This is a genomic window from Marivita sp. (assembly GCF_020055635.1).
Taxonomy (GTDB): Bacteria; Pseudomonadota; Alphaproteobacteria; order Rhodobacterales; family Rhodobacteraceae; genus Marivita.
Genome location: NZ_JAIPUT010000001.1, coordinates 187,512 through 204,478, shown reverse-complemented (window position 1 = coordinate 204,478; position 16,967 = coordinate 187,512). Strand labels below are relative to the sequence as shown.

At 62.5% G+C, this 16,967-nt stretch carries 17 protein-coding genes; 5 read left to right on the top strand and 12 right to left on the bottom strand.

Annotated elements, in window-relative coordinates; all coding sequences use genetic code 11:
- Positions 1-45: 45 nt before the first annotated feature.
- The 5 genes from LCF60_RS00910 to LCF60_RS00890 all read right to left on the bottom strand — a co-directional run bounded on the left by LCF60_RS00910 (position 46) and on the right by LCF60_RS00890 (position 3,317).
- On the bottom strand, positions 46-243 hold the full coding sequence (locus tag LCF60_RS00910; RefSeq protein WP_292289123.1) for a Trm112 family protein: 198 nt from the start codon (positions 241-243) through the stop codon (positions 46-48).
- A complete protein-coding gene (locus LCF60_RS00905) occupies positions 240-884 on the bottom strand; it encodes an LON peptidase substrate-binding domain-containing protein (RefSeq protein ID WP_292289122.1) in 645 nt (214 codons plus the stop codon). Before LCF60_RS00905 ends, LCF60_RS00910 begins: the two co-directional genes overlap by 4 nt.
- Before the next feature lie 27 nt (positions 885-911).
- Positions 912-1,835: a tetratricopeptide repeat protein gene (locus LCF60_RS00900; RefSeq protein WP_292289121.1), complete on the bottom strand. Its 924-nt coding sequence runs from the start codon at positions 1,833-1,835 to the stop codon at positions 912-914.
- Between the two features lie 70 nt (positions 1,836-1,905).
- Positions 1,906-2,718, bottom strand: coding sequence for an alpha/beta hydrolase (locus tag LCF60_RS00895; RefSeq protein WP_292289120.1), 813 nt, complete (start codon positions 2,716-2,718; stop codon positions 1,906-1,908).
- Positions 2,718-3,317: a 2-hydroxychromene-2-carboxylate isomerase gene (locus LCF60_RS00890; RefSeq protein ID WP_292289119.1), complete on the bottom strand. Its 600-nt coding sequence runs from the start codon at positions 3,315-3,317 to the stop codon at positions 2,718-2,720. The genes LCF60_RS00895 and LCF60_RS00890 overlap by 1 nt, the downstream gene beginning before the upstream one ends.
- 104 nt (positions 3,318-3,421) lie before the next feature.
- Here LCF60_RS00890 and LCF60_RS00885 point away from each other — a divergent pair, with 104 nt between their 5' ends.
- Together LCF60_RS00885 and LCF60_RS00880 are read left to right on the top strand one after the other, a co-directional pair.
- Positions 3,422-4,432 (top strand): ribose-phosphate pyrophosphokinase, encoded by a 1,011-nt coding sequence (locus LCF60_RS00885; RefSeq protein WP_292289118.1) that lies wholly within the window; start codon positions 3,422-3,424, stop codon positions 4,430-4,432.
- Positions 4,433-4,579: 147 nt separating this feature from the next.
- Positions 4,580-6,073, top strand: a complete 1,494-nt coding sequence (locus LCF60_RS00880) for a fused MFS/spermidine synthase (protein WP_292289117.1) — start codon at positions 4,580-4,582, stop codon at positions 6,071-6,073.
- Between the two features lie 69 nt (positions 6,074-6,142).
- Here the strand turns inward: LCF60_RS00880 and LCF60_RS00875 are convergent, their stop codons facing one another.
- The 7 genes from LCF60_RS00875 to LCF60_RS00845 all read right to left on the bottom strand — a co-directional run bounded on the left by LCF60_RS00875 (position 6,143) and on the right by LCF60_RS00845 (position 12,706).
- Positions 6,143-6,493, bottom strand: a complete 351-nt coding sequence (locus LCF60_RS00875) for an H-type lectin domain-containing protein (RefSeq protein ID WP_292289116.1) — start codon at positions 6,491-6,493, stop codon at positions 6,143-6,145.
- 108 nt (positions 6,494-6,601) lie between these two features.
- Positions 6,602-7,036: a F0F1 ATP synthase subunit epsilon gene (locus LCF60_RS00870; RefSeq protein WP_292289115.1), complete on the bottom strand. Its 435-nt coding sequence runs from the start codon at positions 7,034-7,036 to the stop codon at positions 6,602-6,604.
- An 85-nt stretch (positions 7,037-7,121) separates the two neighbouring features.
- Entirely contained in the window at positions 7,122-8,546 is a 1,425-nt protein-coding gene (atpD, locus tag LCF60_RS00865) for a F0F1 ATP synthase subunit beta (protein WP_292289114.1), read from the bottom strand.
- A gap of 16 nt (positions 8,547-8,562) precedes the next feature.
- Entirely contained in the window at positions 8,563-9,444 is an 882-nt protein-coding gene (locus LCF60_RS00860) for a F0F1 ATP synthase subunit gamma (RefSeq protein ID WP_292289113.1), read from the bottom strand.
- Positions 9,445-9,456: 12 nt separating this feature from the next.
- Positions 9,457-10,995, bottom strand: a complete 1,539-nt coding sequence (gene atpA, locus LCF60_RS00855) for a F0F1 ATP synthase subunit alpha (RefSeq protein WP_292289112.1) — start codon at positions 10,993-10,995, stop codon at positions 9,457-9,459.
- Positions 10,996-11,562 (bottom strand): F0F1 ATP synthase subunit delta, encoded by a 567-nt coding sequence (locus tag LCF60_RS00850; protein ID WP_292289173.1) that lies wholly within the window; start codon positions 11,560-11,562, stop codon positions 10,996-10,998.
- A gap of 376 nt (positions 11,563-11,938) precedes the next feature.
- Positions 11,939-12,706, bottom strand: a complete 768-nt coding sequence (locus tag LCF60_RS00845) for a class I SAM-dependent methyltransferase (protein ID WP_292289111.1) — start codon at positions 12,704-12,706, stop codon at positions 11,939-11,941.
- A 62-nt stretch (positions 12,707-12,768) separates the two neighbouring features.
- On the opposite strand from LCF60_RS00845, the gene gloB reads away from it, so the two are divergent.
- From gloB to LCF60_RS00830, 3 genes are all read left to right on the top strand, one after another.
- Positions 12,769-13,536: a hydroxyacylglutathione hydrolase gene (gene gloB, locus LCF60_RS00840; RefSeq protein WP_292289110.1), complete on the top strand. Its 768-nt coding sequence runs from the start codon at positions 12,769-12,771 to the stop codon at positions 13,534-13,536.
- A 156-nt stretch (positions 13,537-13,692) separates the two neighbouring features.
- Positions 13,693-16,017: an ATP-dependent Clp protease ATP-binding subunit ClpA gene (gene clpA, locus LCF60_RS00835; RefSeq protein WP_292289109.1), complete on the top strand. Its 2,325-nt coding sequence runs from the start codon at positions 13,693-13,695 to the stop codon at positions 16,015-16,017.
- Positions 16,018-16,061: 44 nt separating this feature from the next.
- Positions 16,062-16,967, top strand: coding sequence for a M23 family metallopeptidase (locus LCF60_RS00830; protein ID WP_292289108.1), 906 nt, complete (start codon positions 16,062-16,064; stop codon positions 16,965-16,967).

The window sequence follows — 16,967 nt, the reverse complement described above, 5'->3', positions numbered from 1 at the left end:
CGGCGAGGTATCGCAGGGGTCACGGCCTGTCAATTCCGCGAAGGATCAGTCGATCTCGCGCGCCTCGTCGATCAGCATGACGGGGATCCCGTTTCGGATCGGATAGGCCAGATGCGCTGTATGGCTGATCAGCTCCTGCCGCGCGAAGTCGTATTCCAGGCGTCCCTGGGTCTGGGGACAGACAAGTGCTTCGAGCATCTTGCGATCAAAGCCCGGTCCGGTCGGTTCGGTCACGTCCGTCATTGAAGGATGTTCTCGGATTGGCCGCCGCGCAGGGCATATTCGAGCAGCGTGATCAAGGTTTCCCGCCGCGTCGACAGCGATGGCGCCTCCAGAAGCGCCTGCTTTTCCTCGGGTTCGAAATCCAGAAGCATCGACAGCGAGTTGATCAGCAATTCATCATCCGCATCCTTGAGCGTCGGCCAGTCCGCCGAAAGGTCGCGTGCCGCGAAATAGCGGTCGAGCAGGTCGAGAAAGCCGTCACGATCGAAGCCGCGATCGTGCTCCGGGCCGCCTTGGTCCCGGTCGAACCCGTCCCAGTTCACGTCGAACTTGCGATACGGCGTGAAGCCCTCGACCTCGTCGCCGACACGGAAGCGCGATATCCCGGTCAGGGTGATCATGTAGCGCCCGTCTTCCGTTTCGGAAAACTGGGTCACGCGCCCGGCACACCCGATCCGGTGCAGGGCATCCTTGTCGCCGTTCGGACGAACATTCGGTTGCACCATCCCGATCAGGCGGGAGGGCGTTTTCATGGCGTCTTCAAGCATTTGCAGGTAGCGCGGCTCGAACAGATGCAGCGGAAGCCGTGCCCGAGGCAGAAGCAGCGCCCCAGGCAACGGGAACACGGGGATTGATCCCGGCAATTCGGAGACTCTTGTCATGTCGGTTGAATTAGCCTGACCGGACGATCAGGCAAATATCATTGAACTCAGCCGACGACGACCGTTCAGCGCCACCGGATCGTTCGGCTTGAGCGCGTCGAAAATCGTCATCAATTGCGCCTTTGCCGCACCCTCGTTCCATTCGCGATCACGGCGAAACAGCTCGAGCAGATGATCCACCGCAGCCTGTGCTTCACCCTGGGCATAAAGCGCCTGGGCAAGGTCGAAGCGCGCCTGATGGTCGTTCTCGTCCGCGTCGACCGCTGCCTGAAGGTCGGCCACGGGCCCGGAATTGCTGGCCTGTCTGGCCAGTGCGATCTGCGCCCGCGCCGCCTCGATCTCGGCAGTCTGGGTGATTTCGGCGGGCGCTCCGTTCAGAATGGCCTCGGCCTGTTCAAGATCGCCAAGCGCAAGCGTTGCGCTGACAAGGCCGGCATAGGCCCGCGGATGGTTGGGGTCTTCCTCGAGCACCGCCGCGAAGGTCTGCAACGCGTCTGCCGCCGCCCCGGTGTCGAGCATCTCTTCGGCGGCTGCCACCGCGTCGTCGAGACCGCCGCTCGCATCGCCGCCCGCCGCCTTGACGACGCGTTCGACAAAGGCCTTGACCTCGGACGCCGGTTGCGCGCCCTGGAACATGTCCACCGGGCGGCCCTTGACGAAGGCCACGACCGTCGGGATCGACTGGATAGGCAGGCCTTGCTGGGCCAGTGCCTGGACCAGCCCCTCGGCCGCATCGACATTGACCTTGGCCATCTTGACGGCACCGCGCGCCGCCATGACCTCGGCCTCGAGCTGCGGACCCAGTGTCTTGCAGGGGCCGCACCACGGCGCCCAGAAATCGACGATGACCGGGGTCTCCATGCTCGCCTCGACCACGTCGGCCATGAAGGCCTCCTGGGGCACGTCCTTGATCAGGTCGGTTTGTGCCGGGCCTTGTCCAAGCTCGATCATGTCGTTCTCCTGTCGCCGCTACGCTGGTGTCCCCGCGTAGATGGCGCACACATTCGCGTGTTGCAAGGGGTCAGTGGCCTGCCGCGTCGAGCAAGGCACGGATATGATGTGCCACCGGGCCGGGATGGGTGATCGGCACCATGTGCCCCGCACCGTCGACGACGACAGCCCTTGCGGCGGGGATGCGCCGCTCCAGCGTGTCGTGGATGGCGGCGATCACGGGCTCGCTGTCCCGCCCCCGCACGAGAAGCACAGGGCTGGAGATCGCCTCCAGGCTACCCTCGCGCAGCAGCCCCTTGGCGTCCTGCAGCAAGGCCGGCTCGGTTTCCTTGATGAAGGGCATCAGCGATGCGAACATCGTCTGTTCCCGTTCGCTCAGGGTGTCCCACGGTCGCCCGTCACCCCACATGCCGATGAAATCCCGAGCCGCGGCGACCCAGTCCTCCCGGTCCATCGCCGCACCGAACTCCTCGGAGGCCTCGACATAGTCACGGAGCACCTGCGGCGCGCTCTGACCGGCGGCTGCGAACAGGACGGGTTCGATCAGTGTCACGGTCTTCACCCGCTCTGGTGCCTGAATGGCAATCCGCAGAGCCACGGTCGCACCGAAACTGTGGCCGATCAGATGTCCTTCGTCGCCAAGACATTCCAGAGCGATCGCGGCCACCTGATCGTGCATGTCGCCTCCGGGTTCAGGCGCGGCACTGCGCCCATGTCCCGGCATGTCCGGCGCGACCATGCAGAGCCGGTCCGACAGCGCCTCGGCCAGCCGCGTCCAGACCTTGGAATGCGCCAGCGCACAGTGCAGCAAGACCGCACGGTCGGGCCCCGTGCCGAAGCGGCGCGTAAAGACGCGGTCATCCACCAGAGCGTCCTCGACCATCAGAGCTTGCCGGCGAGATGCAGATCCAGATCCTCGATCCGATCCTGTCCCCAGAACCTTTCGTCCGTGTCGGTGATGTAGAACGGCGCCCCGAACACACCGCGCGACGCTGCCTCTTCAAGGTTGGCGGCATAGGTTTCAGCGCCCGTCAAAAGGCCGCTATCGGCCAGCGAGGCGTCAAATCCGGCGGCTTCGAGGGTCTCGCGCACCACTTCGTCCTGGGCGATATCCTTGTCCTCGGCCCAGACCCCCCGCAGGAACCCGTGCACCAGCTTGCCAAGATCGCCCCCGCCAGCATTCTGCGCCGATATGATCGCATAGGCGGAGGGCGCGGCATTGGTCGGCCAGAAGGCGGGTTTCAGGTTCAGGGGTTTTCCCAGCTTTTTCGATTGCCGGGTGAGTTCTTGCGCGCGCAATTCCTGCCGGCTGGGATGCCGTTCTTTCGGGGGCACCCCCCCGGTGCGGCCGAACAGTGTGACCAGGTCCAGCGGTTTGTAAGTCACGGTCGCGCCATGTTTGGCCGCGACCTCTTCCATCCGGGTGCCCGCAAGATAGGCATAGGGCGACAGTGTTGAGAAAAAGTAGTCAATGTGAGCCATTTGGTCCCTCCGGGCGCGTGTCACTTTGCGCGACGGTAGGCCCATGCTAAGGCGAGCGCAACGTCACGAATCTGTCATACCTGACCGCCACGGAGCCCCCCTGTATGCCCAGCATTGTTGAACCCAAACTGATCTCCGGCAATGCGAACATGCCATTGGCCAAGGGCATCGCCCGACGCATGACGATGTATCGCGGCATGAATGTCGGCCTTGTCGATGCCCGCGTCGAACGCTTCAACGACCAGGAAATCTTTGTCGAGGTCTACGAGAACGTCCGTGGCGAGGACATGTTCATCATCCAGCCGACCTCGAACCCGGCAAACGACAACCTGATGGAACTTCTCATCATGTCCGATGCGTTGCGCCGGTCGTCGGCGGCGCGCATCACCGCCGTGATCCCCTATTTCGGCTATGCGCGTCAGGATCGCCGCTCCAAGGCGCGCACGCCGATCAGCGCCAAGCTGGTGGCCAACATGATCGTCGAGGCGGGCATCGAACGCGTTCTGACGATGGACCTGCACGCGGCGCAGATCCAGGGCTTTTTCGATATTCCGGTCGACAACCTCTATGCCTCGCCGATCTTCGCGCTGGATATCCTCGAGCAATTCAATCGCGACACGACCGACGTCATGGTCGTGTCGCCGGATGTCGGTGGCGTGGCCCGCGCCCGTGAGCTGGCCAAGCGGATTACAGCGCCGCTGGCCATCGTGGACAAGCGCCGCGAAAAGCCGGGCGAGATTGCAGAGATGACAGTGATCGGCGACGTGTCGGGGAAGAAGTGCATCATCGTCGACGACATCTGCGACACCGCCGGCACTTTGTGCAAGGCCGCCGAGGTTCTGATGGAGCATGGTGCGACCGAAGTTCATTCCTATATCACGCATGGGGTGCTGTCGGGGCCGGCGGTCGAACGGATCACCAAATCCGTGATGAAATCTTTGGTCATCACCGATTCCATTCAGCCCACGGCATCCGTCGCGGACGCGCCGAACATCCGCATCGTGCCGACGGCCCCGATGTTCGCGCAGGCGATCCTGAACATCTGGAATGGCACCTCGGTCTCGTCGCTGTTCGAAACCGACACGCTTGGACCGATCTACGAGGGGATCCTCTGACCCGGCGACATGCATGTCTGCCGAACCCAAGGCGCGAAATTCGTGCCGGCGCGTGACCTGATCGTTTTGTGCCACATGTCGTTCCCCAGGGAACAACACTGACGGACGGTTCCGGACCGTCCAGAGGCACCTAACGGAAAGGCCACCATGCGGTTCTGGACAACGATCAACCTAATCCTTGTTCTGTCCATTGTCGGGCTGACCTACGAGATCGCGGCTGGTCGCGTGCTGGCGCCGTTCTTCGGCACGTCCTTGCTGACCTGGACAGCCGTCATCGCAACGGTCCTTGCCGGGTTTTCGCTTGGCAGCGCCCTGGGCGGGCTGGTTGCGGAGCGCCCGCGCGCCAAGGCCGTGCGCCAGGTTCGGGCTGCGTTGATTGCAACAGCCGTGCTCATGGCCCTGTCGCCGACGATCCTGGGTGCGATCTATGCCCTTGGCGCGCGGGGGCTTGGGGGGATGCTGCTCACCGTTTTCGTGGCGTTTTTCCCGGCTTCGGTGCTGGTCACACTCCCGACGCCCTTCCTTGCCAAATGCGCCGTCGAGGCGCGACCGGGGCGGGAAGGATCATCGCTTGGCCTCGTGCTTGCGGCTGGCTCGTTAGGGGCCATCGCGGGCGCCATCCTTGCCGGGTTCGTCGCCCTCCCCCTGATCGGATCGGCGGCAACCTTTGCCGGATGCGGGGCGGTGGCGCTTTTGTGCATGCCCTTCCTCAAAGGCGACCCACCCGAAGATCGGGATGCCACCGAAGAATCCCAGGACGATAACGGGTCCAACGGGTCGATCGGTCCGGCCGCCGCCGTCGTGGCGTTGAGCCTGCTTGGCGGACCGGTCTGCCAATACGAATCCGGTCTGTCCTGCATCGACGTCGTGCGACAGGGCAGCACGGTCCACCTGTATTCCGACCGCACCCCGCAGGCCGCGGAACGGATCGGCGGCACCGATGACGAAGGCGCCGATCTTCCCGGACTGGTCATGCCATATGCCGAATGGATCTGGGCGCGCATGGATCGCGATCTTGGACCTTCACCGTCGATTCTGTTCATCGGTGGCGGAGGCTATACCCTGCCCACTCGGTTGCTTGCCTCGCGCCCGTCCGCGCAGGCCGTGGCGGTCGAGATCGATCCGCTTGTCACCGCAGTTGTCCGGGACAACCTGCCGCGCGCGGCTTCGATGATCGAACAGACGGGCTTTGACGCAGCGCAGGATGGATCGACCGGCGCACGGGAGGGCCGACTGGGCATCGTGCACGCTGACGGGAGGGTCTATCTCAACGAAACCGATCGGCGGTTCGACGCCGCCGTCATGGATGCGTTCTCGTCGGCGTCGGTGCCTGCCCACTTGGCGACGTCGGAGACATACAAACGCCTCAGGTCCATCGTCGACGGGCCGGTCTATGTAAACCTGATCGACGCTCCGGACGGGTCACTGGCGCGCGGGCTGCACGCGATCCTGACTGAACTTTACCCCCATGTGCGCGCCGTGCAAGGACCGGTCAGCGGGCGCGGGCGCGCCAACATCCTGCTTGCGGCCTCTGACACGCCGCTGCCTGCGCTGGAGGATTTGCCCCGCGGGTACGACATCGTGTCTCTCCCACAGGGCCGCGCGTTCACCGATGACCGCGGCTGGGTCGGGCATCGCTAACCCATTCCAAAGCCGGGATGACGGCCCCAGTCGATAGGCGCCGATATGAATCGGCTGCGGTGTCGACTTTCAGTCGACGTCCCAGGCATCTTCGTCAGACATCGCTCCCATCGCGATCCAGGAAATCCGAACCCGGGCGACCCGCGTATCCAGCCATGTCCGGAACACCGCCTCGAACCCGTCTGTGCCGACCTTGTCCGCCACCAGATCCGCGCGCACGTTATGGGCGCTGTCCATGTCCCAGAGCGACAGCGCAACATGGACGACCGGCGGCACCGCGAAGGGCTGTTCGAACGCGATCCACTGGCTTCGGGCGCGTGTGCCCTCGCCGGTCCACATCTCTCCGCCTTCCTCGTAATCCGAGAAAAGATCGACAGAGCCCTGCGCGATTCCAAGTCGTGAACTTTTGATGATCTGCATTTCGCCGTCTCATGTAGTCCGGCCCTTCTACCCCAGCACAGGGCCCGGCCAAACGAAAAAAGCCCCGCAAGCCTGCGGGGCCTTGAAGGAAGCGACGGGATCGCCCGGTCAGAGGTTCGGCTGCTTCGGAGACAGGCCGATACGACCGCCCACCGCGACCATGTCCGCAAGAAGCTTGGCCGCATCGTCGACGGGGCCCGGCTCGTTCTGGAAGGTTTCCTTGGTCTGCTGGTAGGCCGCATGTGCCTCGTCGACCATCGTCTCGTACGTCGTCTGGTCGACGTCCTTGGTGGGAACCGCGCGCTCGGCCAGAACCGACAGTCCTTCGCCCATTTCCGCGAATCCGCCGGTCACGACGAATTCCTCGGTTCCCTTGTCGGTTTCGACCGTCAGGATACCGGGACGCAGCGTGGTGATCAGCGGCGCATGGTTCGGCATCGCCGTCATGTCGCCGTCGGCACCCGGGATCTGCACAGATTTGACCTGCGCCGACATCAGGCTGCGCTCGGGGCTGACCAGATCGAATTGCATGGTCTCTGCCATGTGTGATCTCCTTTTGGGTGGCGCGCTCGTCGGCCCTTACGGGCACCCTCGCGAGGAAGCCCGCGAGAGTTGATGAGCGCCCGGATTATGCAGCGTCGGCAGCCATCTTTTCGGCCTTGGCCTTCACTTCCTCGATGCCGCCAACCATGTAGAAGGCGCCTTCGGGAAGGTGGTCGTATTCGCCGGCAACAACCGCCTTGAAGGACGAGATCGTGTCTTCCAGCGGAACCTGGACACCGTCAGACCCGGTAAAGACCTTCGCCACGTCGAACGGCTGCGACAGGAAACGCTGGATCTTGCGGGCACGGGCCACGGTCATCTTGTCCTCTTCGGACAGTTCGTCCATGCCGAGGATCGCGATGATGTCCTGAAGCGACTTGTAGCGTTGCAGGATACCCTGCACGTCGCGCGCGACCTGGTAATGCTCTTCGCCGACGATCTGCGGATCCATCAGGCGCGAGTTGGAATCGAGCGGGTCCACGGCCGGGTAGATGCCCAGCTCGGAAATCGCCCGGTTGAGAACCGTTGTCGCGTCGAGGTGCGCAAAGGTCGTCGCAGGTGCGGGGTCGGTCAGGTCGTCCGCAGGCACGTATACGGCCTGGATCGAGGTGATCGAACCGGCCTTGGTCGAGGTGATGCGTTCCTGCATCTGGCCCATGTCGGTGGCCAGCGTCGGCTGGTAGCCCACGGCGGAGGGGATACGACCCAGCAGGGCGGACACTTCGGAGCCAGCCTGCGTGAAGCGGAAGATGTTGTCCACGAAGAACAGAACGTCGGTCCCGGACTGGTCGCGGAACTGTTCGGCCAATGTCAGACCGGTCAGGGCCACACGGGCACGCGCGCCCGGAGGCTCGTTCATCTGGCCGTAAACCAGGGCCACCTGGCTGTCCTTGAGGTTGTCCGGCTTGATCACGTTGGATTCGATCATCTCGTGATACAGGTCGTTGCCTTCACGGGTCCGTTCGCCAACACCCGCGAACACCGAATACCCGGAGTGCACCTTGGCGATGTTGTTGATCAGTTCCATGATGAGAACGGTCTTGCCGACACCGGCACCGCCGAAGAGGCCGATCTTGCCGCCCTTGGAGTAGGGCGCGAGCAGGTCGATCACCTTGATGCCGGTCACGAGAATCTCGGACTCGGTCGACTGTTCGTCGAATTCCGGCGCAGGAGCGTGGATCGGGCGATATTCGTCTGCTTCGACCGGGCCACCTTCATCGACGGGCTCGCCCACGACGTTGAGGATGCGTCCCAGCGTTGCGTTGCCGACCGGCACGGAAATCGGTCCGTCGGTGTCGACAACTTCCTGACCGCGCACGAGGCCCTCGGTCGCGTCCATCGCGATGGTGCGCACGGTGTTTTCGCCAAGGTGCTGCGCCACTTCGAGCACAAGCTTCTTGCCGTTGTTGTCCGTGTTCAGCGCGTTCAAGATAGCCGGCAGGTGGTCGTCGAACTGAACGTCCACGACGGCACCGATCACCTGGGTGATTTTGCCTTTTGCGTTTGCCATGTTTCGTCTCCGGTCCTTAGAGCGCCTCGGCGCCCGAGATAATTTCGATCAGTTCGTTGGTAATCACGGCCTGACGCGAACGGTTGTATTCGATGGTGAGCTTGTCGATCATTTCGCCCGCGTTGCGCGTCGCGTTGTCCATCGCGCTCATCCGGGCGCCCTGTTCGGACGCACCGTTCTCCAGCAGGGCGGCGAAAATCTGTGTCGCCACGCCACGCGGCAGAAGATCGGCGAGGATGGATTCCTCGTCCGGCTCGTAATCGTAGAGCGTGCTGGCACTGTCGGACGCATCCTCATCGGCCTCGTAGGCTGCGGGAATGATCTGCTGCGCCGTCGGGATCTGGCTCACGACATTGACGAATTCCGCGAAGAAGATCGTCGCAACGTCGAATTCACCCGCATCGAAACGACCGAGGACGTCCTTGGCGATGCCCTGCGCATCGGCGTACCCGATCCGCTTGACGTCGCTCAGGTCGATGTGACCGACGAACAGATCGCCATAGTCACGCTTCATCGCGTCACGGCCTTTCTTGCCGACGGTGAGGATCTTCACCGTCTTGCCCTGACCCTTGAGCTCTCGGGCTTTCTGCTTGGCGAGCTTCGCGATATTCGCGTTGAAGCCGCCGCACAGGCCGCGTTCCGCCGTCAGGACGACAAGCAGATGCACGTCTTCCTTGCCGGTGCCGCTGAGCAGTTTCGGCGCGCTGTCGCTGTCCCCGACGCTTGACGCCAGGGCCGCCATCACGGCGTTGAACCGCTCGGTATAGGGGCGCGCCATTTCGGCAGCATCCTGTGCCCGCCGCAGTTTCGCGGCGGCCACCATCTGCATGGCCTTGGTGATCTTGCGGGTCGATTTGACCGACGCGATCCGTGTTTTCAAATCCTTGAGATTTGGCATGGCCTCGTCTCCTTACGAGAAGTCGGCGGCGTATTCGTCGATTGCAGCCTTGAGCTTATCGGCGGCATCGCCCTTGATCTTCGGATCTTCGTTGGTGATCCAGTCGAGGATATCCTTCCGCTTTCCGCGCATGTGGTTCAGAAGCCCATGCTCGAAATCCTTGACGCGGTCGACCGGGAACTTGTCGAGATACCCGTTGGTGCCGGCAAAGATGACGCAGACGATTTCCGCGTTGGTCAGCGGCGAATATTGCGGCTGCTTCATCAGCTCGGTCAGACGCGCACCCCGGTTCAGCAGCTGCTGGGTCGAGGCGTCGAGGTCGGAGCCGAACTGCGCGAAGGCCGCCATTTCGCGGTACTGGGCGAGGGACAGCTTCACCGGGCCCGCCACCGAGGACATCGCCTTGGTCTGCGCGGACGACCCCACACGAGACACCGACAGACCGGTGTTCACGGCGGGACGGATGCCCTGATAGAAGAGTTCGGTTTCAAGGAAGATCTGGCCGTCGGTGATCGAGATCACGTTGGTCGGAATGAACGCCGAAACGTCGCCACCCTGGGTTTCGATGATCGGCAGTGCCGTCAGCGACCCGGAGCCGTTGTCCTCGTTCAGCTTGGCCGACCGCTCGAGCAGGCGCGAGTGGAGATAGAACACGTCACCCGGATAGGCTTCGCGGCCCGGCGGGCGGCGCAGCAGCAGGGACATCTGGCGATAGGCCACGGCCTGCTTGGACAGGTCATCATAGATGATCAGCGCGTGACGGCCGTTGTCGCGGAAATGCTCGGCCATCGAGGTCGCCGCGTAGGGCGCGAGGAACTGCATCGGAGCGGGGTCGGACGCGGTGGCCGCGACCACGATCGTGTATTCGATCGCGCCGCTTTCCTCGAGCTTCTTCACCAGCTGCGCAACGGTGGAGCGCTTCTGGCCCACCGCGACGTAGATGCAGTAAAGCTTCTTGCTCTCGTCGTCGCCGGCGGCGTCGTTGTAGGATTTCTGGTTCAGGATCGCGTCCAGGGCCACGGCGGTCTTGCCGGTCTGACGGTCACCGATGATGAGTTCGCGCTGGCCACGGCCGATCGGGATCATCGAGTCCACGGCCTTGAGGCCGGTCGCCATCGGCTCGTGAACCGATTTGCGCGGGATGATGCCCGGTGCCTTCACGTCCGCGATCGAGCGGTTGGAGGTCTTGATCGGACCCTTGCCGTCGATCGGGTTGCCCAGACCGTCGACAACGCGGCCCAGCAGTTCGTCGCCCACGGGCACGTCCACGATGGCCTTGGTGCGCTTGACCGTGTCGCCTTCCTTGATGTCGCGGTCGGAACCGAAGATCACGATACCGACGTTGTCGGCTTCGAGGTTCAGCGCCATGCCGCGAATTCCACCCGGGAATTCGACCATCTCGCCGGCCTGGATGTTGTCGAGGCCGTAAACGCGCGCGATACCGTCACCAACGGAAAGGACGCGGCCCACCTCGGTGACTTCGGCGTCCTGCCCGAAGTTCTTGATCTGCTCCTTCAGGATCGCAGAAATCTCGGCTGCTTGGATACCCATTTATCCGACCTCTTTCATAGCATTTTTCAGGGAGTTGAGCTTGGAGCGGACCGACGTGTCGATCATCTTCGAACCCACTTTAACGATTAGACCGCCGATGAGGCTTTCATCAACGGTGGCATTGATCTTGACGTCCTTGCCGACTTTTTCCTTGAGCGTCTTGGCAAGGTCTTTCGACTGGGCGGCTGTCAGCTTGACAGCGGATACCACATCCGCGGTCACTTCGCCCTTTTCTTCGGCAATCAGGTCCCGCAGGCGATTGATCATCTGCGGCAGGACAAACAGGCGACGCTTGGACGCCATCAGCGCCAGAACGTTCTGCATTGTCTGGGTCAGGCCCATCTTGGCGGCTACTGCGGTGATCGCGTTGGATTGCGCGTCGCGGCTGTAGACCGGAGAGTGGATCAGGTCGGTCAGTTCCGGGCTGCTCGAGAGCGCGGCCGACAGATCGTCGAGGTTGGCTTCGAGCTTGTCGAGCTCTTTACCCTCTTTGGCGAGATCAAAGACCGCCGTGGCATAGCGATCCGCGATGCCAGAGGAAATGGATGCTGTTTCAGACACGTCCACCCTTCCGCTATTCTGCCTCCGATCCCCCGCAGTCCGGTGGTCAGAGGCGTTTTCAGTTTGGCAAATGCCGCAAGGCATAGAAATCAGCGCGGATGTAGCAGAGGCTTCCTCAGCCCGCAACACGGTATGGTGATTTTGAAAACCGCGCCATCCCCCTTGTTTACAAGGCGTTAACGCCAAGTGCGACCTAATGCGCGCAAGAAAATTGCTGCATTTATCTATGCATAGGTCACCTTTGCCGATTCCTGTTAGCGCCAACCCGCGTCTTTGGTCGGACAATTCCTTTTCTACGGCCTGTCAGCAAAGCCCCGAAACCTGCCTGAATTGTCCGCGTTCGCGACAGCGCGCCGCCGATCTCTCCGCGCTGATGCCGTAGTCAGGCCGGCCGACTGCCTTCGACGCGCGCCCGCGCGGGCTTGGCGGGTTTGGGCACGAGGATGCCCAGCGGATTGAGAACGCGGCTTTCGGCGCGCGTGCCACGCGGGGTCGGGCTCGTCTTGGTGACCTCCACCATCAGCACGCCTCCCGCCACCAGCGCAGAAACGCTGCGCCCCATCTGTTCCCAGAACGGCCCGGTTTTCATCCAGAAGCGGCGCGTCGATGGCGGCTGATACAAGACCGCAGTGTGACGCTGAGGTTCGAAATTATGCGCTTTCAACTGCGCTTCAAGCTGTCCCATCGAATAAGGGCGCCCATAACCGAACGGCGTCGCGTCGGATCGCGCCCAAAGGCCCGAGCGGTTCGGTACGATGAACAGGGCCTTGCCCCCCGGCCCCAGCACCCGCCAGCATTCCTCGAGCAGCGCCGAGGGCCGCTCGGACGTTTCCAGCCCGTGCATCAGGACCAGCTTGTCGAAGCGTCCGTTTTCGATCGGCCACAACGTCTCTTCGCACAGGACCGACACGTTGGGCATGCCGGCCGGCCATTGCATCACCCCCTGCTGCGCCGGCATCAAGCCGATGACCCGCCGCGCATCGTGCAGGTATGGCCGCAACAGGGGCACCGCGAAGCCGAAGCCGCCGACGGACTGTTGCTTGGCTTCAGGCCAGAATGTCCTGACCTTGTCCCGCACCACGCGCTGCGCCACACGTCCGATGGCACTGCGGTAATAAAAACTGTGCAGCCGCTGCACATCGAGATGCATTTTGGCCTCCGGTTGTTTTGGCCTAAGTTGATTTGAATGTAACGACCACGGAAAGAAACGCCATGCCCCTTGAACTTGTCACGATCCCGGCCCTGTCCGATAATTACACCTTTCTCCTGCATGACAGCGACAGCGGCGACACGGCCTGTATCGACGTGCCCGAGGCCGCACCGATCCTGAGCGAATTGTCCAGCCGGGGATGGTCCTTGACCGACATCTGGCTGACGCATCATCACCACGACCATATCGGCGGCGTCGACGATCTCTTGCACAAGCACGACGCCAAGGTCACGGGAGCCCGCGCAGACCGGCACCGGCTGCCATCGCTCAACCGCGAGGTCGGCGATGGCGACGCGTTCGAATTCGGCGGTGAACGGGTCGAGGTGCTTGACGTGTCGGGCCACACGGTTGGACACATCGCCTTCGTCGTGCCGGATTCCGGCTATGCCTTCACCGCCGACAGCCTGATGGCACTGGGTTGCGGCCGCCTGTTTGAAGGCAGTGCGGAACAGATGTGGGAGAGCTTGCAGAAACTTGCCGCGCTCGATCCCGAGACGCTGATCTGCTCGGGCCATGAGTACACCCAGGCCAACGCGAAATTCGCGATCACCGTCGATCCTGACAATGACGCCTTGAAAGCCCGCATCAAACGCATAAATTCTGCTCGTGACAGCAATGAACCGACGGTTCCCAGCAAACTCTCCGAAGAAGTGGCGACCAACCCCTTCCTGCGCGCCACTGACCCCGCCATACAGGCCCATCTCGACATGATCGGCGCACAGCCGGTTGATGTCTTTGCCGAAATTCGCGCCCGCAAGGATCGCTTCTGAGGCAAATTCACAAGAACTTGCGACCAATCGGACGGATGTGACCTGTCAAGAGCAAGAAAAAACTTGAAGCTTCGTCGTTAACGACCAAACTTTAATACTAAGATGACAGTTGTTCCGTACCCTGCGGCGCAACGCAAAAAGAAGGAGCACTCAACCGTGCCTTCATTCTCGAATACCCTTGAGCAGGCCATCCACTCGGCATTGGCGGTGGCCAATTCCCGATCACACGAATTCGCAACGCTGGAGCATCTTCTTCTGGCGTTGATCGATGAACCGGACGCCGTGCGCGTGATGAAGGCATGTTCTGTCGATACCGAAGAACTGCGCACCACGCTGGTCGACTATATCGACGACGACCTGTCCAACCTCGTCACGGACATCGAAGGCTCCGAAGCGGTGCCGACAGCCGCGTTCCAGCGGGTGATCCAGCGCGCCGCGATTCATGTCCAAAGCTCGGGCCGCAGCGAAGTGACCGGGGCCAACGTTCTGGTCGCGATCTTTGCCGAACGCGAAAGCAACGCGGCCTATTTCCTTCAGGACCAGGACATGACTCGCTACGACGCGGTCAACTTCATTGCACACGGGGTCGCGAAGAATCCCGCCTATGGCGAAAGCCGCCCGGTCAGCGGGTCCACCGACCACGAGGAAGAATCGCAGGCGCAGGAACCGCAAGGCGAACAGAAGGAATCGGCGCTGGCCAAGTACTGTGTCGACCTGAACGCCAAATCGCGCGAAGGCGATATCGACCCGCTCATCGGCCGCGATTCCGAGGTCGAGCGCTGCATCCAGGTGCTGTGCCGCCGCCGCAAGAACAACCCGCTCCTCGTGGGGGATCCCGGCGTGGGCAAGACCGCAATTGCCGAGGGCCTGGCGCGCAAGATCGTGTCCGGTGAAACGCCGGATGTGCTCAAGAACACGACGATCTTCTCGCTCGATATGGGCGCGCTTCTGGCCGGAACCCGCTATCGCGGTGATTTCGAAGAGCGGCTGAAGGCGGTGGTGAACGAACTCGAGGAACACCCCGACGCCGTGTTGTTCATCGACGAGATTCACACCGTGATCGGTGCCGGTGCCACCTCGGGCGGCGCAATGGATGCATCCAACCTGCTGAAGCCCGCGCTTCAGGGGGGCAAGCTTCGCACGATGGGATCGACCACCTACAAGGAATTCCGCCAGCACTTCGAGAAGGATCGCGCGCTGTCGCGCCGGTTCCAGAAGATCGACGTGAACGAGCCGTCGGTGGAAGACACGATCAAGATCCTCAAGGGTCTGAAGCCCTACTTCGAACAGCATCACAGCGTGAAATACACGGCTGATGCGATCAAGACGGCGGTGGAACTGTCGGCGCGGTACATCAATGACCGCAAGCTGCCCGACAAGGCCATCGACGTGATCGACGAAGCCGGTGCGGCACAGCATCTGGTCGCTGAATCCAAGCGCCGCAAATCGCTTGGCGCGAAAGAGATCGAAGCCGTGGTCGCCAAGATTGCTCGCATCCCGCCGAAGAACGTCTCCAAGGACGATGCGGAGGTGCTCAAGGATCTCGAAGGCAGCCTGAAGCGCGTGGTCTTCGGTCAGGACGCGGCGATCGACGCCTTGTCCTCGGCGATCAAGCTGTCGCGGGCCGGCCTGCGGGAACCCGAAAAGCCGATCGGCAACTACCTGTTCGCGGGTCCGACCGGCGTCGGCAAGACCGAGGTGGCGAAACAGCTGGCGGATACGCTGGGTGTGGAACTGCTCCGCTTCGACATGTCCGAATACATGGAGAAACACGCGGTCAGCCGTCTGATCGGTGCACCTCCGGGTTATGTCGGGTTCGACCAGGGCGGTCAGCTGACCGATGGCGTGGATCAGCACCCGCATTGCGTGCTCTTGCTCGACGAGATCGAAAAGGCGCACCCGGATGTCTACAATATCCTGTTGCAGGTGATGGATCACGGCGCGCTCACCGATCACAACGGACGCACCGTCAGCTTCCGCAACGTGGTGCTGATCATGACCTCGAATGCCGGGGCGACCGAACAGGCGAAAGCGGCCATCGGCTTTGGTCGTGACCGTCGCGAGGGCGAGGATACGGCGGCCATCGAACGCACGTTCACGCCGGAATTCCGCAACCGTCTGGACGCGGTTATTTCCTTCGCGCCGCTGCCGAAGTCGGTGATCCTGCAAGTGGTCGAAAAGTTCGTGCTTCAGCTTGAGGCTCAGCTGATGGATCGCAACGTGACCATCGAACTGACCCAGCCTGCCGCCGAATGGCTGGCCGAAAAGGGCTATGACGACAAGATGGGCGCGCGGCCGCTGGGCCGGGTCATCCAGGAAGAGATCAAGAAACCGCTCGCGGAAGAACTCTTGTTCGGCAAGCTTGCCAAGGGTGGCGTCGTCCGGGTCTCGATGCAGGATGGCAAACTCCTGCTCGAAACCGCGGGGCCGGATAATCCGCGCCTGTCGAGCAAGAAACCCCCTCTTCTGACGGCGGAGTGATTCGCCGCGCCCTTGCACTGATCCTCGCGTCCGCCACACCTGTTGTGGCGGACGTTTCTTTTCTGGGCATGCCGCTTGATTGCGTACTGGGCGAAACCTGCGTGATCGAAGACTACCCGGATGTCGATCCGACCGACGCGTTTTCGGATTACCACTGCGGCCTGAAAACGCGCGACGGCCATAGTGGCACGGACTTTGCCCTTATCGACTTTGACCAGATGGACCAGGGCGTGCGCGTGATCGCCGCCGCCGCCGGACGGGTTCAAGCCATCCGCAACTCCCGCCCCGATCAGCCCTATGTGCCCGGCACGGATCTGCACGGTCAGGAATGCGGCAACGCGGTGCGGATCGACCACGGCAACGGCTACCAGTCGGTCTACTGCCACATGAAGCTTGGCTCGGTCCGCGTGACACCGGGGCAACGCGTGCTCAAGGGGCAACTCCTCGGGGAGGTCGGGCTGAGCGGTCTGACCAATTACCCGCATCTTCACCTGACCATCACGCAGGGCGACGCACTTGTGGACCCCTTCGCACCGGGACAGGACAATGCCTGCAGCACACCGCTGCAAACCCTCTGGGTCGATACGCCGAAATACACCGATGCCGGTCTCTTCACCGTCGGTGTGTCGGATGGCGTGCCGGAACTGGACGCGGTTCAATCCGGCGCGGCGCGTCGAACGACCCTGTCACCGGCGGATGCGCTGGTTCTCTACGCCCACGCCTTTCATGGCAACAGATACGACCGGATCGACTTCGAGATGTTCGGCCCCGATGGGATGATTTTCGAACACACCGCGCGTCTTGATGTCGATCAGGCCCAGTTGATGCGTGCCTACGGGCGTCGTGCGCCCGGCGAGGGTTGGCCCAAGGGCGCCTATCGCGGCTATGCGCGGATGATCCGGGGTGACGTGATCGTCGCGGTGCGCCATGCGGATGTCACCGTCGAATAG

Excerpts from the sequence above, each read along its gene's own strand:
- LCF60_RS00895 (WP_292289120.1), bottom strand. The coding sequence starts at position 2,718 with ATGGTCGAGGACGCTCTGGTGGATGACCGCGTCTTTACGCGCCGCTTC.
- LCF60_RS00910 (WP_292289123.1), bottom strand. The coding sequence starts at position 243 with ATGACGGACGTGACCGAACCGACCGGACCGGGCTTTGATCGCAAGATG.
- LCF60_RS00905 (WP_292289122.1), bottom strand. The coding sequence starts at position 884 with ATGACAAGAGTCTCCGAATTGCCGGGATCAATCCCCGTGTTCCCGTTG.
- atpD (WP_292289114.1), bottom strand. The coding sequence starts at position 8,546 with ATGGCAAACGCAAAAGGCAAAATCACCCAGGTGATCGGTGCCGTCGTG.
- LCF60_RS00900 (WP_292289121.1), bottom strand. The coding sequence starts at position 1,835 with ATGATCGAGCTTGGACAAGGCCCGGCACAAACCGACCTGATCAAGGAC.
- LCF60_RS00845 (WP_292289111.1), bottom strand. The coding sequence starts at position 12,706 with ATGCATCTCGATGTGCAGCGGCTGCACAGTTTTTATTACCGCAGTGCC.
- LCF60_RS00885 (WP_292289118.1), top strand. The coding sequence starts at position 3,422 with ATGCCCAGCATTGTTGAACCCAAACTGATCTCCGGCAATGCGAACATG.
- LCF60_RS00870 (WP_292289115.1), bottom strand. The coding sequence starts at position 7,036 with ATGGCAGAGACCATGCAATTCGATCTGGTCAGCCCCGAGCGCAGCCTG.
- LCF60_RS00890 (WP_292289119.1), bottom strand. The coding sequence starts at position 3,317 with ATGGCTCACATTGACTACTTTTTCTCAACACTGTCGCCCTATGCCTAT.
- atpA (WP_292289112.1), bottom strand. The coding sequence starts at position 10,995 with ATGGGTATCCAAGCAGCCGAGATTTCTGCGATCCTGAAGGAGCAGATC.
- LCF60_RS00875 (WP_292289116.1), bottom strand. The coding sequence starts at position 6,493 with ATGCAGATCATCAAAAGTTCACGACTTGGAATCGCGCAGGGCTCTGTC.
- LCF60_RS00860 (WP_292289113.1), bottom strand. The coding sequence starts at position 9,444 with ATGCCAAATCTCAAGGATTTGAAAACACGGATCGCGTCGGTCAAATCG.
- LCF60_RS00880 (WP_292289117.1), top strand. The coding sequence starts at position 4,580 with ATGCGGTTCTGGACAACGATCAACCTAATCCTTGTTCTGTCCATTGTC.
- gloB (WP_292289110.1), top strand. The coding sequence starts at position 12,769 with ATGCCCCTTGAACTTGTCACGATCCCGGCCCTGTCCGATAATTACACC.